Origin of the sequence: Treponema sp. Marseille-Q3903, from assembly GCF_014334335.1 — a bacterium.
Classification (GTDB): Bacteria; Spirochaetota; Spirochaetia; order Treponematales; family Treponemataceae; genus Treponema_D.
Map to the genome: position 1 here is coordinate 94617 of NZ_JACSEU010000002.1, position 21920 is coordinate 116536.

General features: G+C 38.3%; 19 protein-coding genes. 2 read left to right on the forward strand and 17 right to left on the reverse strand.

Annotation, left to right across the window (positions count from 1 at the left end; all coding sequences use genetic code 11):
• Window positions 1-12: 12 nt before the first annotated feature.
• The 7 genes from gatC to glgX form a co-directional block, all read right to left on the reverse strand.
• On the reverse strand, window positions 13-324 hold the full coding sequence (gene gatC, locus H9I37_RS10440; RefSeq protein ID WP_187382664.1) for an Asp-tRNA(Asn)/Glu-tRNA(Gln) amidotransferase subunit GatC: 312 nt from the start codon (window positions 322-324) through the stop codon (window positions 13-15).
• A 21-nt stretch (window positions 325-345) separates the two neighbouring features.
• Complete coding sequence (locus H9I37_RS10445) at window positions 346-1947, reverse strand: NAD(P)/FAD-dependent oxidoreductase (RefSeq protein WP_187382665.1); 1602 nt, start codon at window positions 1945-1947, stop codon at window positions 346-348.
• Window positions 1948-2259: 312 nt separating this feature from the next.
• Window positions 2260-2982: an amino acid ABC transporter ATP-binding protein gene (locus H9I37_RS10450; protein ID WP_187382666.1), complete on the reverse strand. Its 723-nt coding sequence runs from the start codon at window positions 2980-2982 to the stop codon at window positions 2260-2262.
• Window positions 2960-3637 (reverse strand): amino acid ABC transporter permease, encoded by a 678-nt coding sequence (locus tag H9I37_RS10455; RefSeq protein ID WP_255422573.1) that lies wholly within the window; start codon window positions 3635-3637, stop codon window positions 2960-2962. Before H9I37_RS10455 ends, H9I37_RS10450 begins: the two co-directional genes overlap by 23 nt.
• A gap of 64 nt (window positions 3638-3701) precedes the next feature.
• The gene (locus H9I37_RS10460; protein WP_187382667.1) at window positions 3702-4481 is read right to left on the reverse strand and encodes a transporter substrate-binding domain-containing protein; all 780 of its coding nucleotides are present in this window, start codon (window positions 4479-4481) and stop codon (window positions 3702-3704) included.
• A 144-nt stretch (window positions 4482-4625) separates the two neighbouring features.
• A complete protein-coding gene (locus tag H9I37_RS10465; protein ID WP_187382668.1) occupies window positions 4626-7073 on the reverse strand; it encodes a glycogen/starch/alpha-glucan phosphorylase in 2448 nt (815 codons plus the stop codon).
• A gap of 45 nt (window positions 7074-7118) precedes the next feature.
• Window positions 7119-9242 (reverse strand): glycogen debranching protein GlgX, encoded by a 2124-nt coding sequence (gene glgX / locus H9I37_RS10470; RefSeq protein WP_187382669.1) that lies wholly within the window; start codon window positions 9240-9242, stop codon window positions 7119-7121.
• A 133-nt stretch (window positions 9243-9375) separates the two neighbouring features.
• On the opposite strand from glgX, the gene H9I37_RS10475 reads away from it, so the two are divergent.
• The gene (locus H9I37_RS10475) at window positions 9376-9648 is read left to right on the forward strand and encodes a co-chaperone GroES (RefSeq protein ID WP_187382670.1); all 273 of its coding nucleotides are present in this window, start codon (window positions 9376-9378) and stop codon (window positions 9646-9648) included.
• Window positions 9649-9650: 2 nt separating this feature from the next.
• Here the strand turns inward: H9I37_RS10475 and H9I37_RS10480 are convergent, their stop codons facing one another.
• From H9I37_RS10480 to H9I37_RS10520, 9 genes are all read right to left on the reverse strand, one after another.
• Window positions 9651-11498, reverse strand: a complete 1848-nt coding sequence (locus tag H9I37_RS10480) for a tetratricopeptide repeat protein (RefSeq protein WP_187382671.1) — start codon at window positions 11496-11498, stop codon at window positions 9651-9653.
• Entirely contained in the window at window positions 11476-11943 is a 468-nt protein-coding gene (nusB, locus tag H9I37_RS10485; RefSeq protein ID WP_187382672.1) for a transcription antitermination factor NusB, read from the reverse strand. The genes H9I37_RS10480 and nusB overlap by 23 nt, the downstream gene beginning before the upstream one ends.
• 4 nt (window positions 11944-11947) lie before the next feature.
• A complete protein-coding gene (locus H9I37_RS10490; RefSeq protein ID WP_187382673.1) occupies window positions 11948-13030 on the reverse strand; it encodes an MOSP complex formation periplasmic protein, TDE1658 family in 1083 nt (360 codons plus the stop codon).
• Window positions 13031-13111: 81 nt separating this feature from the next.
• Window positions 13112-14938, reverse strand: coding sequence for an alanine--tRNA ligase (locus H9I37_RS10495; RefSeq protein WP_187382674.1), 1827 nt, complete (start codon window positions 14936-14938; stop codon window positions 13112-13114).
• 246 nt (window positions 14939-15184) lie between these two features.
• A complete protein-coding gene (gene mazF, locus H9I37_RS10500) occupies window positions 15185-15523 on the reverse strand; it encodes an endoribonuclease MazF (RefSeq protein ID WP_187382675.1) in 339 nt (112 codons plus the stop codon).
• On the reverse strand, window positions 15517-15750 hold the full coding sequence (locus tag H9I37_RS10505) for an AbrB/MazE/SpoVT family DNA-binding domain-containing protein (protein ID WP_187382676.1): 234 nt from the start codon (window positions 15748-15750) through the stop codon (window positions 15517-15519). The genes mazF and H9I37_RS10505 overlap by 7 nt, the downstream gene beginning before the upstream one ends.
• A 436-nt stretch (window positions 15751-16186) precedes the next feature.
• Complete coding sequence (locus tag H9I37_RS10510) at window positions 16187-16528, reverse strand: type II toxin-antitoxin system RelE/ParE family toxin (RefSeq protein ID WP_187382677.1); 342 nt, start codon at window positions 16526-16528, stop codon at window positions 16187-16189.
• A complete protein-coding gene (locus tag H9I37_RS10515; protein ID WP_187382678.1) occupies window positions 16518-16802 on the reverse strand; it encodes a type II toxin-antitoxin system Phd/YefM family antitoxin in 285 nt (94 codons plus the stop codon). The genes H9I37_RS10510 and H9I37_RS10515 overlap by 11 nt, the downstream gene beginning before the upstream one ends.
• 176 nt (window positions 16803-16978) lie before the next feature.
• Window positions 16979-18535: a pallilysin-related adhesin gene (locus tag H9I37_RS10520; protein ID WP_187382679.1), complete on the reverse strand. Its 1557-nt coding sequence runs from the start codon at window positions 18533-18535 to the stop codon at window positions 16979-16981.
• 190 nt (window positions 18536-18725) lie between these two features.
• On the opposite strand from H9I37_RS10520, the gene ilvC reads away from it, so the two are divergent.
• Window positions 18726-20204: a ketol-acid reductoisomerase gene (ilvC, locus tag H9I37_RS10525; RefSeq protein WP_187382680.1), complete on the forward strand. Its 1479-nt coding sequence runs from the start codon at window positions 18726-18728 to the stop codon at window positions 20202-20204.
• A 58-nt stretch (window positions 20205-20262) separates the two neighbouring features.
• On the opposite strand, the gene H9I37_RS10530 is transcribed toward ilvC, so the two are convergent.
• Window positions 20263-21909 carry a Na/Pi cotransporter family protein gene (locus H9I37_RS10530; protein ID WP_187382681.1) on the reverse strand — a complete coding sequence of 549 codons (1647 nt, stop codon included), beginning with the start codon at window positions 21907-21909 and terminating at the stop codon, window positions 20263-20265.
• Window positions 21910-21920: the final 11 nt, after the last annotated feature.

A 21920-nucleotide genomic window follows, 5' to 3' on the forward strand; every position in this document is an offset into this window, starting at 1 on the left:
GTTTCCTCTTTATCAGGCACCGGCGCCCAATACTTTAGGCACTTGAAAATATCCGTCCATAAAGTTTTCCGAAACTTTTTTAACGTCACTGATCTCTAGCCCTTCAACTACAGTGTCGCCGCGAAGTTTGTCGGCTTCGGTTTTTGGGTATGCATCATACGGATTTTCGCTGTCATCATATTTTGAAAGAATTTCAAAATAACCTAAAATATCATCAACCTGTTTTTTCAAAGTCTGCATATCAGTGCTTTCAGGAGAAAGACGAGACAAGTAAAGCAGATTTTCAAGAGTTTCTGCATCGATTTCTTTGTGTTGTGTTGCCATAGTGGTTCATTATACAATTTTTTAAGAGCGTTGGAAAGTAGAGCAGATTGCCGCACATGCGTTTTCACCGTCCATTGCGCTTGAAACAATTCCGCCAGAATATCCGCTTCCTTCGCCGGCAGGATACAATCCCTTTAATGATGTGCATTCAAAAGTCTTTTTATCGCGTTTAATTCGTACGGGAGTGCTTGTTCTAGTTTCTGCTGCAATCAAAACAGCGTCATCACATATAAAGCCGTGCATATTTTTGTTTATTTCTTTAAAGCCTAGTCGAAGGCGCTCTGTCATATATTTTGGAAGCCATGAGTTGAGGTTTGAAGAGACAACACCGGGAGTGTAACTTGTTTTAGGTAAATCTTCAGATTTTTTGTCGTCAATAAAATCTTTTATTCGCTGTGCCGGAGCTGCCTGCCCGCATCCGTTTTCTTTAGCTTTGCGTTCAATTTCTGTCCTAAACAAAAGCCCCGCAACTTCTGGACATCCACTCCTTTCAGCCTGTTTTTTAAACTCGTCGGGAATATCTTCCGGCCTTATTTCAACAACAATCGCAGCGTTAGACCATTTTGAATTTCTGGAAGCGGCTGACATACCATTCACGACAATCTCATCAGGTCCAGAACTTGAAGGCACTACAAAACCTCCGGGACACATGCAAAAAGAATAAACCCCTCGCCCTTCTACTTGCGCAGTAACTCTGTATTCAGCAGCGCCGAGCCCTTTGTCAGTTTTTCCGTGATACTGAATAGAGTCTATCAGCGCTCTCGGGTGTTCAACTCGAACTCCCATTGCAAATGTTTTTGCTTCAAGTGCAGACGGAGCGGTTTTTGCCACAAGCTGATATATATCTGTAGCTGAATGACCTGTTGCAAGGAGAACAGCATCTGCATAAAAGGTTTTCCGTTCACTATCAATCGTTTCTAAAGCTTCTACCCCGACAACCCTGTCGTTTTCAATCAAAAAATTTGTAACTTTCGTGTCAAAATAAAACTCGCCGCCAAGCTCAATAATTTTTTTGCGAATCTCATTTATCACTTGAGGAAGCCTGTCAGTTCCGATGTGAGGATGTGCGTCTGTCAAAATTTTATTGTCAGCGCCGAAATAGTTTAATATTCTAAGTATTGCCCCGATGTCTCCGCGTTTATTGCTACGAGTGTAGAGCTTTCCATCGGAAAATGTACCTGCTCCGCCTTCCCCAAAACAGTAATTTGAATTTTCGTTGACATATCCTTTTGTGCTGATTTTTGCAATATCTATTTTGCGCTTAAATGTTTCGGAACCGCGCTCGAGGATTACAGGTTTTACACCATTTTCGAGAAGTTTAAGCGCCCCGAAGAGCCCGGCAGGTCCCGCTCCCACAATTATGACAGAATGTTTACCGTCAGCTTTTTTCCAAACCGGCAACGATTTTGCTGTCTCTTCAGGACTCTCTCCGATGTAAACTTTATAGCTCAGATGGAGCTTTAACTGCCCATGTCGAGCATCTATCGATTTTTTTACAAAAACTAAAGAAAAGTCATCTGTTGACAAGTTATTTTTTTTTAATTCTTTAATAACAAGGGACTTATGCAAGCTTAGATTTTTTTCATCTTCCGGTTTTATCGTAATAGAAATCTTCTCAATCATTTCGGACGATTATAATGGGCAAAAAAAAAGCCGTCAATCTGTAACATTTTAGTTAAGATTGACGGCTTATCCCTCACCAATAAACTTCTCTCCGAAAAATAAACTCTCCAAGCAACGCTTTTTATATAATCAACAACGATAATCTAAAATACGAACTTATTAACTTTATTTTACATTTTAATGATAGATTGATTATGTTGTACCGTCAATAAAGTTAGAGCAGGTTTAACCAAAGTTAAAAATAAATAACCGTGGTTATTTTATGTCTCTTTTAAGTTCTGACGGATACTTTTCCCATTTTCTTCAAAACCGTTACAAAACAGATTGTAAAAATTGCTTCAATCGCTCACTTTTTGGATTTTGGAAAATCTCCTGTGGAGTTCCTTCTTCTTCAATATATCCATCGTTCATAAAAAGGACTCTGTCTGCAACTTCTCGGGCAAAACCCATCTCGTGCGTAACAACAGCCATTGTCATTCCATCACGAGCAAGATCTTTCATCACTTCAAGAACTTCTCCGACCATCTCTGGGTCAAGCGCTGATGTAGGTTCATCAAAAAGCATCACATCCGGTTGCATAGCAAGTGAACGGACAATTGCAATCCTCTGTTTCTGTCCGCCAGACAATGTTGAAGGATAAACATTCGCTTTATCGGAAAGCTCAACTCTCTCAAGAAGTTTCATAGCTTCAGCATTTGCCTCTTCTTCACTCTTCAACTTTAAAATTACAGGAGCAAGTGTGATATTTTGCAAAACTGTCAGGTGTGGAAAAAGATTGAAATGCTGAAAGACCATTCCCATCTTCTGGCGGCAAAGGTCAAGGTTCGTCTTTGGAGATGTCAAATCTTTTCCTTCAAAAAAAATCTTTCCTTCGCTTGGAGTTTCAAGACGGTTCAAACATCTCAAAAATGTACTTTTACCAGAGCCTGACGGTCCAATAATTACAATCTTTTCTCCTCGCTCGATATTTAAAGAGACTCCTTTTAATACGTGAAGGTTCCCAAAACTTATTTTAAGATTTTGAACTTCTATCACTTTTTGCCATCCTTTTTTCAAAACTACCAAAGAACTTTGTAAGTCCAACGGTGAGCGCGAGATAAATTACCGCACAAGTCAAAAGAGGAATCCATGCATTGTAAGTTGCATTGCGAATCATATCTCCGGCTTTCGTCATATCCGTCACAGCTATAAAACTTGCGACAGAAGTTTCCTTTATTAAGACGATGAATTCGCTCGTGTAAGTTGGAAGCACCGCTTTTACAGCCTGAGGAAGAACAATCTTAAAAAATGTCTGCCATTGGCTCAAACCAAGCGAACGTCCGGCTTCAGTCTGCCCTGCATCGATCCCCTGAATTCCGGAACGAAAAATCTCCGTACAATAAGCGCCTGAATTAAACCCATAAGCTAAAATTGCAACGAGCAGACGATTTAATCCAAGAGGAGCAAAAATCACAAAGTAGAAAATCATCAACTGTGTTGCGAGAGGAATTCCCCTGAGGACTGTCGTATAAATTTCTGCGATTGCTTTTAAAACCTTGTTTCCAGACACTTTCATCAATGCAAAAGCGAATCCTAAAACCGTTCCGATTAAAACAGCACAAAGTGCGATTAAAAGAGTGTTTCCAAGCCCTTGTAAAATCAGCAAATAGCGTTGCCCGGAAATCATCGTGTCTATAAAAGATTGAATCATGACTTTCCCTTAATAAAACTACAACTAATAAAAATCAGAATTATTAATTTTTTTGTCAGCAATGTTATTTGCGAACAATGATGACTTGCTCAGATTCAAAGTATGTGTCTGAAAAATCCGCATTCTTTTTTCTATCTTCATTTACAGACATTCCTGCAGCGATAAAGTCGATTGTTCCTGCCTGAAGAGCCGGAATCAAGCTGTCGAATGCCATGTCGATAACTTTAAGTTTTGCACCATAAGTCTGTGCTATTTTTTCGCCCATAGATATGTCAAATCCAACGATATCTTTTCCTTCAACGTATTCAAAAGGAGGGAAGGCGGCGTTAGTTCCGAGTTTTAAAACAGATGAACCAGATGTCTCTTCCGAATCGGGAACTACGATTTTTCCGTCAGCCGGCATAAAAGCGTTTATCAGCTTTTCATATTCGCCGTTTGCTTTCATTTCAGAAATCGTCTTGTTTATTGCATCAAGAAGTTTTGTATTTCCTTTTTTTACCGCAATCGCATAAGCTTCTTTGTTTGCTGCAAATTCAGGAGCTTTGATGATTTTAAGCTCGTTGTTGCGTTCTACAATTTTTTTTGCAGGAAGTTCATCGAGGACTACAGCGTCGATTGCACGATTTTTTAAGTCGAGGGCTGCATCCATACCTGTTTTAAATGAATTGAGTTTTACCCCTTCAACATTGTCCTGAACCCAAGATTCTCCTGTAGTTCCTGCCTGAACTCCAATATTCTTTCCTGAGAGGTCGGCAATTGATTTGATCTCAACTTTTGATTTGCTACATCCTACAAAATATAAAGCAGCTGACAAAACTGCACATATAACTGTTATTTTTTTCATATAAATACCTCTTATGCAAAAATATACATTTTTATGCATATTTATTCAATGTTTTTTGCATATTTATGCAATGTTTTTTTATAAATTTGCATAAAAAAAGGCGGCAATCAATAATATTGCCGCCTTTTAAGTTTCTAAAAAAAATTATTTAGTTATAACTTTTTCGATATGCCAAATATCTCTTACATAATCTTCGATTGTGCGGTCAGAAGAGAATTTACCAGCATTAGCAATATTTTTGAGCGTTTTTCTAGCCCAACCTTTTTTATCGGAATAAGCTTTTGCAATGCTTTCCTGTGCTTTGCAGTATGAATCAAAGTCCCCAAGAATATAATAAACGTCAGGGCGCTGACCTTCTACACCGTAAATTAAAGAATCGTGAAGCTCTTTAAAAAGCTGATGAGTCGGATCGTATGTTCCATCAACAAGTTGTTCAACAACTTTTGCCAAAGCAGGATTGCAGTCAAGGAAAGTTTGAGGATTGTAAGAATGCTCCGCTTCAATCTTTTTGATTTCGTCTGTATGCATACCGAATACAAATCCGTTTTCTTTTCCAGCTTCTTCAAAAATTTCAATATTTGCGCCATCCATTGTTCCGAGAGTGAGCGCTCCGTTGAGCATGAACTTCATGTTAGATGTACCTGAAGCTTCAAGACCTGCTGTCGAAATCTGTTCAGAAACATCAGCAGCCGGGAAAATCTTTTCTGCAACCGAAACACGATAGTTTTCTACAAATACAACTCTGATTTTTCCGCGAACGCGTCGGTCCCCGTTGATTCTTTCGGCAACTGTGTTTATCAATTTGATGATTGATTTTGCACGGCGATATCCACTTGCAGCTTTTGCACCAAAAATAAATGTGCGAGATGGAGTATCGAACGTAGGGTCTTCAACAATCCTGTTGTACAAATACATTATATGCATTATATTGAGCAACTGGCGTTTGTATTCATGAAGGCGTTTTACCTGAACATCAAAGATAGATTCCGGGTCGAGAAATTCATTCTGCGAATGTTTGAGGTACTCAGCGAGAGCCTGTTTATTTTCCATTTTTATGCGAATGATTTCATTCAAAGACTCTTCATCGTCTAGATATTTTTCTAGCCCTTTGAGTTTAGTCAAATCTTTTTCCCAACCATGTCCAATTCGGTCTGTAATAAATTTTGCAAGTTCTGGGTTAGCATTTAATAGCCATCGGCGCTGTGTTATACCGTTTGTCTTGTTGTTGAATTTTTCAGGATATATCAAATACCAGTCTTTAAGTTCAGACGTTTTTAAAAGCTCTGTATGAAGCTCTGCAACACCGTTTACGCTGAAACAAGCATGAATGGCAAGCCATGCCATATAAACCATATTGTTATGGATAATTGCCATGTGTTCGTGCTTATCATAGTCGTTAGGGAACTTCTGACGCAATTCAATCACAAAACGGCGGTTGATTTCTTCAACAATCTGATAAATACGCGGCAAAAGTCTTTGGAAAATCTCAATCGGCCATTTTTCCAAAGCCTCAGCGAGAATTGTGTGGTTTGTATAAGCAAAAGTGTGTGTTACAACATCCCATGCATCGTCCCAGCCAACATTGTAATCATCTATGAGAATACGCATAAGCTCAGGAATCGCAACAACAGGATGTGTATCGTTGAGCTGAATAGCATGAAGACTTGCAAATCTATTAAAATCAGTTCCGTGATCTGCAACATAATGACGCACCAAATCCTGCAATGAAGCTGAGCTGAAAAAATACTGCTGCTTAAGTCGGAGCTCTTTTCCAGAAGGACCACTGTCATTTGGATACAAAACTCGGCTGATATTTTCGGCACTGTTCTGTCGCTCAACGGCACGGTTGTACTCCATATTGTTGAAAAGCTGAAGGTCGAATCCGTTTGGAGATGACGCAGACCACAGACGCAATGTGTTTACGGTTTTTGTATCATAACCGATGATTGGCATATCAAATGGAGTTGCTGTGACTTCTTCTGCGTTTTCAATGTAAAATCTCGGCTGTCCGTCAGGAGTTTTGCCATAAGCGATATTGCCGCCGAATTTTACAGTGACAGAAAGGTCTGAACGTTTTACTTCCCATGGGTCTCGGTGAATCAGCCAGTTGTCAGGATATTCAACCTGATAGCCGTCTTCAATTCTCTGTTCAAACATTCCGTATTCATAGCGGATTCCATATCCGTGTCCCGGGTAATCAAGAGTTGCAAGAGAATCGAGGAAGCAGGCAGCAAGGCGACCAAGTCCTCCGTTACCGAGCGCAGCGTCAGGTTCTTCATCTTCAATCATATCAAAATCGATGTTCATTTCTTTGAGAACTTCTTTTACAGATTCCTTAATTCCCGCATTTATAAGGTTGTTGCTCAAAGCACGACCCATCAAAAACTCAGCCGAAAGATAATAAAGTTTCTTCGTCGGTTTCTTTTCATACTCGGCACGAGTTGCCATCCAGTTAGGCATAATCAACTCAAACGCAGAAGCAGAAACAGCATCAAAAAGATCATGCTTATTTGCTTGAGAGATATCTTTACCATACTGACGTCGAAGTCGTGCAGAAAGATTTGCCTTAAATTCGTTTTTGTTAAATACCATATAAAAATCCTCCGTTCGCGTATTTACTCAGCTAACTAACTTTTTTTATTTACTCATAAGAACTACTGAAGCGCCAGAAAACAATACATAACGTCTCTGTTCACTCAGAACTTCCTCTTTGCCGATTTCAAGGATATCATCAGGGCTGTCGAAAGATGTATCAACAACTCTGTACCATTTTTTATTATCTGTCAAAGAAGGAAGCACGATTGTCAAATCATATAAATCGATATTTGTTGCAACGTAAAAATCATTGTCATTTCCTAAGCCGTCGAGCCTGAAACCAAGGAAATTCCCCATTTTATTCCAGTCAGGTACAGTAGCTTTTACGTCGTACCACGAGATTTCATGAGAATCACCTTTTTCATAGAATCCGGGGAAAAATGAAGTTCTTCTAAAAACTCTGTGATTTTTTCTTAAATTTATGAGAACCGATGCAAACCTTACAAGACCTGCATTTTTTTCAGCGAGTTCCCAGTCAACCCAACTCAAGCCATTATCTTGGCAGTAAGCATTGTTGTTTCCTTTTTGAGTGCGTCTCATCTCGTCACCGGCAAGAATCATCGGAACTCCTTGAGAAACAAGCAAATATAAAAAGAAGTTTTTGATTTTTTTGATGCGTTGCAATTCTATTTTCGGATTGACGCATTCGCCTTCGTATCCGCAGTTGTAGCTAAAGTTATTATCACTTCCGTCTCGGTTGCCTTCACCGTTTTCTTCGTTGTGTTTGCTGTTATAGCTTACAAGATCGTTTAAAGTGAAACCGTCATGAGAAGTAATAAAGTTTATCGATGCTAAAGGAGAACGTCCATCGTGATTGTAGCAATCAGAACTTCCACATACGCGAGTTGCAGCAGCTGTTATGCTATTGTTGTCACCGCGCAAAAAACGCCTTATATCGTCTCGGAAACGTGCATTCCATTCGCTCCAGCGGTTATTCGGACCACCTGGGAACATTCCAAGGTGATAAAGCCCTGCCGCATCCCAAGGTTCGGCGATGATTTTTGTCTTAGCTAGAACAGGGTCTTCATTTATTGCGACAGTCAGGTTTGGAACATCGCCATTCAAAACATTTCCGTTTCCCATGCGAGTCAAAATCGAAGCAAGGTCAAACCTAAAGCCGTCAATATGCATTTCAACAACCCAGTAACGCAGACTGTCTAAAATAAACTGATAAGTAACCGGGTGATTACAGTTTACAGAGTTACCGCATCCGCTGAAATTCATGTAATATTCTTTTCGAGCTTCAGGAAGAGAATAATAAACATTATTCTGAATACCGCGAAATTCAAACGTATAACCGTGTTCATTTCCTTCAGCTGTATGGTTGTAAACTACATCGAGAATAACTTCAATTCCGGCTTTATGAAGCTCTTTTACAAGCTGTTTAAATTCGCGGACAGAGCCTCCCGGAGTTTTGTCAAATGAATATGAAGTTTTAGGTGCAAAAAATCCTATTGTGCTGTAGCCCCAATAATTGACAAGAGTTTCTCCTGTGCGTGGATTTAAATTGTAGTTTTCATTTTCATCAAATTCAAAAAGAGGAAGAAATTCTACAGCAGTGATTCCGAGTTTCTTTAAATAATCAATTTTTTTTGCAAATCCGCGATAAGTTCCCGAGTCTTCCCCTACACCTGAATTGGCAGATGCTGTAAAACCTTTGACATGTGTTTCATAAATAACAGATTGATCAAGCGGAATACCAAGAGGTCTATCTCCTTCCCAATCAAAATCATTATCATCTACGACAACGCATTTAGGAAAATCTGATAAATCTTGGATTTCTCCTTTTTCATTTAATGAAAATCCGTTTTTCCGAAGCTCATTGTATGAACGAAATACAGAACCATTTGTAAACGCTTTTGCATACGGATCAAACAAATATTTGTGATAATTAAAACGCAGACCTCTCATCGGGTCATACGGTCCGTCAATTTTGTAAAGGTACAGAGTTCCGGCTCCTATTCCAGGAACTAAAACGTGCCAAACATCACCGGTTCTGTTTAAAACAGGATCAAAATCAATAATATGCGACGGTTGTTTATCGTCTTGTGAATTAAATAGAACGAGGCTAACCTTTGTAGCATCCTTACTGTAAATAGAAAAATTTACGCCGGCAGGTGTAACAACTGCTCCAAAAATGTTAAACATGATTGTGAAGTCTATCATAAATCAGATGTATTTTCCATATATATTTTTGATTTATCAACAATTCATGCTATTTTCGGCATAAAGGCAATTAGCTATTTTTTAGTTGACGCCAAACTTATTAATTATTAATTTATAGGTAAGAGGTAATAAAATGAAAATCAAACCGTTAGCAGACCGCGTTCTTGTTAAGAATGATAAAGCAGAGTCTAAAACATCAAGTGGAATCATTATTCCAGAAGCAGCACAGGAAAAAACTCAGACAGCAACAGTAGTTGAAGTTGGACCGGGCACTGATGAAAATAAAATTACAGTAAAAAAAGGTGACAGAATAATGTACGACAAATACGCCGGAACACAGGTAAAAATTGACGGCGAAGACCATTTGATTCTACGCATGAGCGATATAATTGCCGTTATAGAATAGGTTTACTCGTTTATCATGAGTTTTTCTTTAAGTAAAGATGCCCTTGCGTTTTCAGGATACAGTGAATAAGAATATTCGGCTGAACGTAGGGCATTTTTTATATCTCCTTGACCTGCATAAATGCATGCAATCCTGTAAAAAATTTCTGAACGAAGAGAGTTGCGGCTTTCCCTGCCGGCAATTTTTCCATAAACATCAAGAGCTTTGTTGTTTTTTCCGAGTGAGACATAGATATCTCCGAGATTCATGCACGAAGCTGTAGATACATCTTGTGAAATAAATCCATCTTCTAAAATACCGCCGCTTTCGTAGACGCAATATTCGTAGAGGCGAAGTGCTTCATCAGTAAGCTTTTTGAATGCAGAAAACCATGCACCAAACTCCGCTATAGGCAAATCGTACAATCTAACCTGAGCGATAAATTGCTGCCAGAACGGCTTTTTTTCATCATACGAACCATTTGCGACTACATATTTATAAAAAAGATTCCATGCGTCGTCATATTGCTTTGTTTTGAGCAAAAAACTCAACGCATATTCGACGAGAAGAACATCGTATCCATTGCCTTTTGAAAAACTGTTTTCGAGGAGCATCCACAAGTCGCGATTTTTGTCTTTTTCCGAAATAGATTTGTCTGTCTTATATTTTAAATCAAGCCTTGCGATATTGAGATAAGGGTCATTAGTCCGTTCAATAGAGCTGTCAATTCTGAAAATCGCATCGCTCAAAGGAATTTTTCGTCGATTGTCGTATTTTTCCATCTCCAAAGAACGAATTCCTGCACGGCGCAAAGCCTTAATCTCAGCATCTTCCTCGCGTTCAAGGCTGGAACGGTAAGCAAAATCTGAATAAAAAATCAGACCGGGAACAAAATCTTGCCAGCGATTTACAATGTAAAAAAGCAAGTCAGCGCTTTGCCCATCCATTCCTTGATTGCCTGCCCAAACTGCACTGTTGAGCAAAATTGTAGAAAGCAAAGCCTCGTCATTTTTACGGACGTTCATGTTGTCTATATTTAATACAATTGCCTGACGCGCCGCTTCTGCCGATTGCATGTCGGAAACTGCCATATACGCATCAGATTCAAGCGAAACTTGCCTGACCAAAGTTGTCTTAAAAATCGCTTTATTTGAATAATCTTTTAAAAGGCTTTTAGAAGCATCGAGCGCCTCAATTGAATCATAATATTTCCCGGCATCATAGTAGCAAAGCGCCCAAAAATAAGAGTCATCGACGTCAGCGTAATACTCTGGAACTACAGAAACCGCCTGATTGTACAGACCTTTTAAAAGGCAATAAACAGCACAGTTTCTGAGCCACATCGAATTTTTGCCGCCTTTATATGCGTCCATAAAAATCTGATAATACATTTCATCGTTGACTAAAACGTCAAAAGTAACGTCTTTTTTCCACAGCATTTTGCGCAAAACAAACTCCGAATATAAAGATGCGTATTTTGTCCCTTGAAGTTTTTGTGCAGTCTTTGCGCTCTCGTCTAGCCGTCCCTGACGCAAAAGAAAGTTCGTATAAACTGCAAGAAGTTCAACATTTCCGCTATTTTTTTTGAGTGCCTTTTGAAGAATTTTTTCAGACTTTACAGATTCTCCGAGTATTTGATATCGCTTGAAAACCCCGATATACGACCACACATCGTGAACTTTTTTTTCAGTTTTTTTCAATTCTTTCAAAGCAGATAAAGTCTGGTTTTGCATAATCAGAGCATCGATTGAATCAAACTGTTTTGACAATGACTTTTGTTCCGCCTTCAGCCTGCAACCGAAAAAACAGAACAAAATGTAAGAAATAATAAAAATGAGGATTGTGTTTTTAAGCTTTTTTCGACTCTTCATCTTTTCCTATTTTATCAAGCACTGCATTAATAAACTTATAGGAATCGTCTGACCCGTAATCTTTTGCAATATTTATAGCTTCATCGATTATGATTTTAGGCTCAATATCTTTTTGAAAAACAATTTCGTAAGTGCTCGTACGCAAAATTGCTAGGGCAACTTTATTGATTCGTTCAAGAGACCAGTTTGCAGCAAGATGTTTTTTTATCATTTCATCAATCTCGTCCAAATGCTCGATTGTACCTGCAATTATCAAACTTGCAAAAGTTTTCTTGTCTTTAAAAGCTTTAAGAGCGTCACCCGATTCTTCGATTTTTTTTTCAGCCCGATTTTCAAAATCGTTTTCAAGCCACGAAAAAGTCAAAAGTTTATCAAGCGGTTCCCTGCTTACGTCCCATGAATAAAGTGCCTGAAACGCAATTATCCTTTCTTTTCTCCTGGACAAAATCCTACTCCCAACTCATCAACTTGTCTAGAGCTGAACCTGTTTTTTTCATTTCAACATTATCTGATGTATTCAGAGCAGCAGCCATCTCTGCGGCTTTTCCTCCAAGGTACTCTTGCTGTTTTTGCTGTGAAAGTGCAGAGCGGATATAATCGTAAACGGTAACAGTTGTATCAGGTTGAACAATATCGCTTATGCCGAGCATCTTTGCATCATATTTTTTAAGAAGGGCAATGAATCTGTAATCATTTGAAGTTTCTTCAATGTCTGACACAAACCCTTCTTTCTGACTTGCTACAAAAAGAAGATTCTGATAAGTCATTCCGATAGAATTGGCATAGATTTCTGTTTTAGGGATTACTCCTGTAGATGCCTGATATCCGGAGCCTGATGCCTGAGATTGAACAATGATTTGCTCTGCCGTCAATTTTTTATCTTTATAACTGTTTAATAGCCCGTTCAGCTTGAGCTTAGCGGCGTCCGGGTCTTTTCCTTTTGGAACAATCACTATGAACAATTTGAGCATATCGCTCCACACAAATGAAGACTTATTGTTTTCGTAGTAAAGCCTGATTTCATCATCCGATGCAGCAACATTTTGAAGTCCCGACTGATTTTTTTGAATAACATACTGCTGTACAATCAAAAGATTTTTTAGATATGTCTTAAATTCGGAAGTATTCATTCCTGTCTGTTCAACCATAAATTGGTCGATCGATTTGTTTTGAGTTTTTTGAATCAACTCCGCAAATTCTTTTTCTGTAACATTTCGACCGATAGACTGACTCATCTGCTGCATAAAAACCTGATCTACGTAGCTGTCAGGAATTGAAATCCCATCTTTTGCTGCGGCTTGAATCAACAACCTGTCGCTGATTATTTTATTCAAAACATCTTTTCTTCCGTCAAGCGATAACGGTTTTCCAAGCTGCTTTTCGTAGTTACTGCACTGTGTTTTAAGCTGCTTAAGAGTGATAGATTCATTTTTATTCAGCTTTACAACAGCGAGAACCTGAAGGTCAGACTGAGCAAACGCCATAGCAGTTGTCGCAAATAAAATCATCAAAGCAAGAACAATTTTTTTCATTTTTATATCCTCATTTCTTTAGTCTCTTCTTTATAGTTATATAACAAAACTCATTTGAACAAGTTACAACAGTTAATTTTATCAGTGTTTATCAAGAGGAAGTCCCCCGGAGATGACTGCGCGAATACGACGCACGCCGGCTGATGAACTTTGTTCCTTTTGAATCTTGAATTGACCGATCTGTGCAGTGTGCTGAACATGCGGACCTCCGCAAACTTCTTTGCTGAACCAGTCGTTTTCGGCATCTCGGCCGATTGTGTAAACTTTTACGTCTTCCCCGTATTTTCCTGTAAACAACGCACGTGCCCCGGCTTTTTTTGCGTCATCAAGCGGCATAACTTGCATCGTAACCGGTAAATCTTCTTTAATTTTTTCGTTTACAATATCTTCAACTTTCTGAATTTCTTCTTTAGTCATCGGGCGGTCAAATGTGAAGTCAAAGCGCATGCGTTCATTTGTGATGTTTGAACCTTTTTGAGCAACTTGTTCACCGAGAACATCTATGAGAGCCTGCTGCAATAAATGTGTTGCAGTGTGATATTTTGTTGTAACATCAGACTGTTCAGCCAATCCACCTTTTGCAGCCCCAACTTCTGCAGTTTTCGATGCTTCCTGATGTTTTTTCTCCGCTTCTTTAAAACCTTCAACATCGACAGTAAATCCGTTTTCCGCACCGAGCTCTTGAGTGAGTTCAAGCGGATATCCGTAAGTTTCATAAAGATTATAAGCAACTTTTCCGCTGATAATCTTTTTAGGATTTTTCATCAAATTAGGAAGCATCTTCTCAAATTCAGCTTCGCCTTTTTTCAAAGTCTGACGGAATTTTGCTTCTTCAGATGTAAGTTCGCTAAAAATTTTATTTTTATTTTGTTCGAGCTCCGGATAAGCGATTTTGAAGTTTTCAACAACGGTGACTGCAACTTCTGCCATAAAATCTTTGTCAATTCCAAGTTTCATCCCGTGACGAACTGCACGGCGGATAAGACGACGAAGGACATAACCGGCTCCAACTCTAGCCGGGCTGACACCTTTTTGATCACCGAGAATAAATACAGACGAACGAGCGTGGTCTGCTATGATGCGAACAGACCTATCTTTTTCTTCATCAGTTCCGTATGTGTAATTAGAAAGTTTCTCTATCGTTTTAATGATAGGCTGAAAGACTTCTGTAAGATACACTGATTTTTTTCCTTGAAGGATGCAGTTAGTTCTTTCAAGCCCCATTCCCGTGTCGACATTTTTTTTAGGAAGAAGCTCAAGATTCTTTTCGTCTATGCGGTTGTACTGCATAAATACGTTGTTCCAAATCTCAAGCCAATTTTCAGGGTCCGTACCTTTGTTTGAACCTTTTGGAGGAAGATTTTCGCCGACCCAGTAAAAAATTTCTGTATCAGGACCACAAGGACCGGTTGGACCAGCAGCCCACCAGTTATCGCTTGCCGGAAGATACGCAATTTTGTCTTCCGGCATACCGTTAGCAATCCATGCAGCAGCCGCCTCTTCATCACGAGGAGCGTTTTCATCTCCGGCAAAAACAGTCACAGAGATTTTACGAGGGTCAAGCCCAAGCCATTTAGGAGATGTAAGAAATTCGTAAGAAAATCCGATAGATTCTTTTTTAAAATAGTCGCCGAGAGACCAGTTTCCAAGCATTTCAAAACAAGTGAGATGAGACGGATCCCCAACTTCATCGATATCACCGGTGCGTATACATTTCTGATAATCAGTAAGGCGAGTGCCAGCAGGATGTTTTTCACCGAGAAGGTAAGGAACAAGAGGGTGCATTCCAGCTGTCGTAAATAAAACCGAAGGGTCGTTTTCAGGAATTAAAGACTGCCCTGAAATTTCAACATGATTTTTTGATTTAAAAAACTCAATATATTTTGAGCGAAGTTCGTTAGCGTTCATAATCTTTTATTATATTTAATTTCAGCGATTGTGTCATCAGGATTGTTTTTATATTGTTATTGCAAGTTGTTGCGCACATATAAAATTGTCGCCCGTTCGATTTTCAAATTGAATCATTTGCGATATTTGTCGGGCCCCGTCGTATTTTCGTATTTACACAAAAGGGGTCGTTCTAACTATGAGCTTAAACGGTGGTGTGTGTGTGGGGCAGACACGTTTGTCGGATTTGAAGGCATTGTTATGTGATTACTCTATTAACAATTTTATATTATCAACTACTGAATCAATTTCTTCTTCAGTTGCTTTTTCTATAAAATCGCAGTTTCTTTGTTTCCAGTCGAGATTTTTTATTTGATCACTAAGAATACAACCTTTTATAGAATGCTTGTCCAATACAATTTCAAAAGGATAGCCTTTTATATGACTTGTAATCGGGCAAAATAAAGCAAGACCTATTTTCTGATTATACATTTTTTGAGAAATACAAATTGCCGGGCGATGACCTTTCTGTTCATGACCTGCGTGTGGATCAAAATCAAGCCAGACTAAATCACCTTTTTCAGGAACATAACTTGAGTTTACCATTCTTCCTTGCCTACTGAAAATCCTGCTGAAATTTCTGAATGAATATTTTCCGAAGAAACCATTTTAAGCATACCATCAAGAGTTTTTTTCTGAGGAAGAATAACTATCTTTCCTTTTTCAGCGATTACTTCAATTTTGCTTCCATTCTTTACGTTATTGTCTTTTGCCCAATGTGAAGGAATCCTGAAACCGAGGCTGTTACCCCATTTCTGAACGACTGCTTGCATAATTCACCTCCATCACTTTAAGTATATACATTGTATATTCTTATTGTCAAGAGATTATATTAGATAAAAAAACTTTATTTTTATTTATCTTCAGATTTAAAATACTTTCGATAATAAATATCAGAAATAGACATAGTATGAGCACCTCTTTATAAGAACCTTAACCTTGTGCATATAAGTTCTTGTGAAATTCATCGCTCATTTCTGCGTAATATTCCAATTTCTGATTTAATTCACAATTTTTATAACTAAAACACCTATTACAACAAACGCTAACACAAGAAATATTTTTATTCTTGTATTTTTATAACTTTTTCATTTACATCTGACATAATTTTTTCTCCTAGCAACCTGGTACGGTCATCCACATAACATTTGGTTGTACCGCAAACGCAAGAAAAGCCTTGCGTTGTCGGGTTTGAAAACGTTGTTAGGCTTAGTTTCCATAATAACGAGATAATTTTGAAATTATTATATCTTCAAAATTTCTTCGACCATCAATGATTGTATGAACAATTACCTTGTTATCAGATATTTCATAGAGGATTCTATAATATTCTTGAATAAGTTCTCTATATCGTAAAATTCCTTGCTTTTCCAGTTCTGGGACAACCCTACCACTTTTGGGGTGCCTCTGCAACGACATTACATTTTTTTCAAATTCAGAAATTAGTTTTTCAACATAATTCTGCGACAAAGAAAAATAATATTCTATAATTTCATTCAAATCGTCTTCTGCAAACCGAGAAACTATAACTTTTCTAATTTCATTTTTCACAGTTATATTTCCTTTTCAAGTTTGAAAAGACTTCTGTTGCAGGTTTACATTTTCCTTTTTTTACATCTTGTTCAGAAAATTGAATGATTTTTAACAGGTTAAAGGCATTTTTCATTTCCTGATAAGATTCTACATCTATTAAAACAGCTCTTGATTCCCCATTTTGAGTAATTACAAGAGGTTCTTTCCTATCATTGACAAAATTCATCATATCAGCCGCATTTGTTTTGATGTAAGAAATTGGTTTTATACATTCTTGAACATTCGTAATCATGATTGTCTCCAGTCTTTTTATTATGCCATATTTAGACTGGAATAACAATTGTTTTTGGATAAAAGTATCATCAATAATTTAAAGAGGTGTACACCAAAGGGAAGCAGTTCAATCCCACGAAAAACCACCCCGCTAATTATTGCCAACAGCTTTGACTGCCGCTTGTGGAGCAATTTTTATCTCGTGAAAGTGTATACTTTTCCTTCGGTTACAAAACAATCTTTTGGGGTAACTTTTACCGGACTAAAAATCACTGTGTCAAAATCTGTAACAACTTTTTCGACCGTCTGTTTTTTTACAGTTTCTGTGATTGTCTTTGTTCCGAACTGCATCGCATAGACTTCGCCGAAAATCGAAGTGTCTCCATCTGAGCGAAATTGAATTACATTGTAAGCGCCGGCTTTCCCTGTAGAATAAACTCCTGTTTCATCTATGCCGTTATACTTTGCCTTGTAGTTGTAATCGGTAAATGATACTTCTACTGTAGAATCTGAAGATGTCCATAAAGGAGCTTTTTTTATTTCATTGTTATAAGTTGCAAGTTCTACATCGTCTTTTTCATTTTCAAAAGAGCTTTGAAGGCTGAGCTTTTTGTATTTACCGTTCCAAAGTGAATCGCTTTTTATGATGATATTTACATCATCCCTGAGGGCAACTTTAATTTCATCAAGGCTCGAAACTGAAACATCAAAACGCCTGTGTAGATTCATTATGTCTGCATTTGTTGTCGAAATATAAATACCATTGTGGCGAAGTTTTCCATCTTCCCACTCGTAAACTTCCTGATAATCTTTGTAAAGCTGGATAATCTGACGGTCATCGTAATTAAAATAAAGATATCTGATATTGCCATCAGTATTGTCCGTCTTGTACCAAAGCCCGTCCAAAAATTTTGCAAAAGTCTCGATAGTTCCATCTTGAATTTTTGAAAGTGCGGTCTCTGCAAGCCTGTCTGCATTTACTCTAATCTGCCGGTAAAGTTCGTATTTTTGAGCAGAAGGATTCCACCTATATTCCTGCTGAATCTGATTTTGGTTGATTTTTTTTGTGTCTTCCGAATTTCCGTCAGTTTCCGCTTTGTCAGACTTATAAACCCAAACAGAAAAACTTTCTCCTTTTGATAGCGCCAACTCATAAGCTTCTGATCGCTCTGTCTGCTGAATAAACACTGTTCCGTCAGATTCAAAATCGCCGATCAATTCCATATCATTTTTCCCATTGCCTGCAACAAAATAATAGATTTTCATCACATAATTTCCATCATCTGCGACTCCGTGATAGATGAGAGCTTTTTTGTGCTCACCTGTTACATCCATTCCTGAGTATGAAAAAGTTCTTGTTTTTGTAAACTTTGTATCAATCGGCGTAAGTCTCTTGAAAGCTCCTGTTTTAGGCTCAAGCAAAGCAGGTACAATCCAAAGACTCTGTGAATTGGATTGTCGAATAACGATAACCTCATCATCATAACCATCGTTGTTTATATCCATTGTAAGCGTGCTTATCAGAGTTTCTCCTGAATACAATGGAACAAATGTTTCATATTTTTCAGTTTCGTAAGATTGGCGCTCTACTTCAGTTTCAGCATCTGAATTTGAAGAAGATTTAGGCGTTACAATTTTTGCCCGCGTCATAGTTTTTTCTCTATAGTTAAAAAATACATTTGTCGCAAGGAATGCAATTCCAATAACTGCAATTGCAAAAATAAACATTAAAGTTACTGTTTTAGACTTCATAGTTCTAAATAATATTGACAAATCTACTTTTTCTCAAGGTATATGAGTTAGCAATTTAAAAACCATAGCGTTGCAAGTTGTTCAACAATTAATTGCAAATATTTCACTTTACGCAATGTTTATAATTAAATATAATTTTGTCAGATAATTTAAGCAAATCACAAAGTATTTTATTTTAGAGGAGACAAAAATGGGTGAAAATTACTTCAACAAAATCACATGGCGCCAAGCTCGCCTTCAGTTGGGACGCTGCCGTTCTATGGCAAAAGAAGAGTTTTCAGATGGCGTAAACGTCCTTAAAGGTAAAAAAATTGTAATCGTCGGATGCGGTGCACAGGGATTGAATCAAGGGCTTTGTCTTCGTGATTCAGGGCTCGATGTCAGTTATGCTCTCAGAGAGTCTGCAATTTCGGAAAAACGTCAATCTTGGAAAAATGCTGTAGAAAATGGATTTAGAGTTGGGACTTATGATGAAATAATTCCGACTGCTGATTTTGTCGGAAATCTCACTCCTGATAAACAACACTCTGCTGTGATTTCAGAAATAATGAAGCTGATGAAAAAAGGCGCTGCGTTGTGGTACTCACACGGTTTTAATTTGATTGAAGAAGGAATGCAGATTCGCCCTGATATAACTGTCGTGATGTGTGCTCCAAAGGGACCGGGAACAGAAGTTTGGCATGAATTCCAAAGGGGATTTGGAGTTCCGGACCTTATCGCTGTTCATCCTGACAACGATCCGGAAAAAAAAGGCTGGGCTTATGCGAAAGCTCTTGCAGTTGGAATGGGCGGCACTAAAGCCGGCGTGCTTGAATCTTCGTTTATTGCGGAAGTAAAATCAGACTTGATGGGAGAACAGACAATTCTCTGCGGCATGCTCCAAGCCGGCACAATAGTTTGCTTTGACAAAATGATTGAAGAAGGAATAAGCCCTGAATATGCGACAAAATTGCTGATGCACGGATGGAACGTAATTTCCGAAGCTCTCAAATGGGGTGGAATCACAAACATGATGGACAGGCTTTCTAATCCTGCAAAAATCAAAGCTAACGAACTTTCAAAAGAAATCAAAAAAATCCTGACTCCGCTTTACCAAAAGCACATGGATGACATAATCTCAGGCGAATTCTCAAGAATAATGATGAAAGATTGGGCAAACGGCGACAAAGATTTGCTTTCATGGCGCGAAGATACTGGAAAACTCCCGTTTGAGTCTGCAAAAGAAACATCCGAAGAAATTTCCGAGCAGGAATATTTTGACAAAGGGATTTTGATGGTTGCGATGGTAAAAGCCGGCTGTGAGCTCGCATTTGAAACAATGGTTGATGCGGGAATTAAACCTGAATCGGCTTATTACGAATCGCTTCACGAAGTTCCGCTTATTGCAAACTTAATCGACAGAAAGCGTCTTTATGAAATGAACAGAGTTATTTCCGATACGGCAGAATATGGCTGTTATTTGTTCAGCAGAGTTGCCGTTCCTATCATGGAAAAAGAGCTGATGCCAAATCTCCATGCAGACGTTGTAGGAAAAGGATTGAGCCTCAAAGACAATTCTGTAAACAACGCAGAACTTGTAAAAGTAAACGACGAAATCAGAAATCATCCGATTGAAATAGTTGGAAAAAGATTGCGCGATTACATGACCGCGATGAAAGCTATAATTTAAAAAACATCAACAGGGGGTGGCAGAATTTTGCCGCCCCGCTCCTCTCTCGTTTCAAAATCTAAATATTTACAAGCACTTCCGAAATGTTAAAACAGTTGTCACCGATATGTTCAATTGTACGAACTAGGTCGATATACAAAAGTTCAGATTTGACATCTGCACCGCTCTCAAGCCGTTTGCGGGCAACTTTTTTAAGGTCTTTTCTGAATGCGTCGATTCCGTCTTCGAGTTCGCGTGCTAGTTCAAGCTTTTCAGGCGTGATGTGTTTGTTGATATTGATTCTTATAAACTGAAGGAATTGTCGGGCTAATTCTATATAAGGTAAAAGGCGTTCCATATCATCCTGCTGGAACTTCATCTTCTTCTGAATGCTGCGGACAATCAGCATGACTGTAGCATAACAACTGTCGCTCATATTTTCAAGCTCATCTACAATCTGAATCATATTTGAAACATGATTGAGCTGTTTTTCAGTCAGCTGCAAAGATTCACATTTTATTAAATAACGAGTAATTTGCTCATGCATCTGATCGACATAATTTTCTGCACGCTCGCTCGCTTCCTCGTACTCTTCAATAAATTTTCGATCGCGTTTCATAATTCCAATCTGAATTTTGTCGAACATATCTGTCACGACATCTGTCATATCGGCAATCGCTTTTTCTGCCTGAATTATGTGAATTGCGGCACTATCCTTTGTGACAAGCTCAGTGAATTCGAGCCTATATGTAGAAGAAGTAGATTCTTTGTCATCTTTGATAATCTTTTTTGAAAGAGCAACGAGAAGTGACTGCAACGGAAATAAAGCGAGCGTTGAAAGCATTTTAAATACTGTGTGAAGCATTGAAATGCGGATAGCGATGTTTGAATTAACTCCGCCGGGAGTCAACAAAACTACAAGGTTCAAAAATTGCTCAAAGAAAAGAAGTGCAAAGAAAGTTCCAAACACATTGAACATAACATGAATAGATGCAGAACGTTTTGCATCTGCATTTGTCTTAATCGAAGCAAGGACTGCATCTATTGTAGAACCGAGGTTGCTTCCCAATGTCATCGCTGCAGCAAGTTCCCAAGAAACCAATTTATTGTAAGCCATCGTTATTACAATAGCAGAAAATGCTGAAGAAGAATGAAGCAAAGCTGTGATTATGATACCGATTAAAAACCCAAGAAGAATTGCCAACGGTCCGGTGCCTTGAATCTTTAACAACCAGCCAAGATTTTCGTACGTAAATACAGAAGACAGCCCACTTATTCCCAAGAAAAGCATGGCAAATCCCATTATAGCTTCGGAAATATTTTTCCATCTTCCTTTCTTAAAAATTGAAAAAAGATACCCAAATCCAAACAGAGGAATTACAAAAGTTGAGATTTTGAAGTTGAATCCGAAGATAGAGACAATCCATGAGGTGATTGTAGTACCGATATTCGCACCAAAAATAACACCTACAGATTGTGATAAAGTCATCAAGCCCACATTGACAAAAGTTACAACCATAACAGTTGTTGCACCTGATGACTGAATTATCATTGTAATAAAGAGTCCTGTTAAAAGCGACATGAAACGGTTGCCTGTTAGAACAGAAAGTGCTCTCTGTAAACGTTCACCGGCACTTTTTTGAACACCGTCACTCATCAATTTCATCCCATAAAGGAGAAAGCCAAGACCGCCTATCAGTTCTAATATAAGTTTTACGATATTCATGTTTAAATAAT

What these genes read in the sequence shown, in the direction of transcription:
- gatC (WP_187382664.1), bottom strand. Translation starts at nt 324, where the DNA reads ATGGCAACACAACACAAAGAAATCGATGCAGAAACTCTTGAAAATCTG.
- H9I37_RS10445 (WP_187382665.1), bottom strand. Translation starts at nt 1,947, where the DNA reads ATGATTGAGAAGATTTCTATTACGATAAAACCGGAAGATGAAAAAAAT.
- H9I37_RS10455 (WP_255422573.1), bottom strand. Translation starts at nt 3,637, where the DNA reads ATGATTCAATCTTTTATAGACACGATGATTTCCGGGCAACGCTATTTG.
- H9I37_RS10460 (WP_187382667.1), bottom strand. Translation starts at nt 4,481, where the DNA reads ATGAAAAAAATAACAGTTATATGTGCAGTTTTGTCAGCTGCTTTATAT.
- H9I37_RS10465 (WP_187382668.1), bottom strand. Translation starts at nt 7,073, where the DNA reads ATGGTATTTAACAAAAACGAATTTAAGGCAAATCTTTCTGCACGACTT.
- glgX (WP_187382669.1), bottom strand. Translation starts at nt 9,242, where the DNA reads ATGATAGACTTCACAATCATGTTTAACATTTTTGGAGCAGTTGTTACA.
- H9I37_RS10475 (WP_187382670.1), top strand. Translation starts at nt 9,376, where the DNA reads ATGAAAATCAAACCGTTAGCAGACCGCGTTCTTGTTAAGAATGATAAA.
- H9I37_RS10480 (WP_187382671.1), bottom strand. Translation starts at nt 11,498, where the DNA reads ATGAAGAGTCGAAAAAAGCTTAAAAACACAATCCTCATTTTTATTATT.
- H9I37_RS10490 (WP_187382673.1), bottom strand. Translation starts at nt 13,030, where the DNA reads ATGAAAAAAATTGTTCTTGCTTTGATGATTTTATTTGCGACAACTGCT.
- H9I37_RS10495 (WP_187382674.1), bottom strand. Translation starts at nt 14,938, where the DNA reads ATGAACGCTAACGAACTTCGCTCAAAATATATTGAGTTTTTTAAATCA.
- mazF (WP_187382675.1), bottom strand. Translation starts at nt 15,523, where the DNA reads ATGGTAAACTCAAGTTATGTTCCTGAAAAAGGTGATTTAGTCTGGCTT.
- H9I37_RS10505 (WP_187382676.1), bottom strand. Translation starts at nt 15,750, where the DNA reads ATGCAAGCAGTCGTTCAGAAATGGGGTAACAGCCTCGGTTTCAGGATT.
- H9I37_RS10515 (WP_187382678.1), bottom strand. Translation starts at nt 16,802, where the DNA reads ATGATTACGAATGTTCAAGAATGTATAAAACCAATTTCTTACATCAAA.
- H9I37_RS10520 (WP_187382679.1), bottom strand. Translation starts at nt 18,535, where the DNA reads ATGAAGTCTAAAACAGTAACTTTAATGTTTATTTTTGCAATTGCAGTT.
- ilvC (WP_187382680.1), top strand. Translation starts at nt 18,726, where the DNA reads ATGGGTGAAAATTACTTCAACAAAATCACATGGCGCCAAGCTCGCCTT.
- H9I37_RS10530 (WP_187382681.1), bottom strand. Translation starts at nt 21,909, where the DNA reads ATGAATATCGTAAAACTTATATTAGAACTGATAGGCGGTCTTGGCTTT.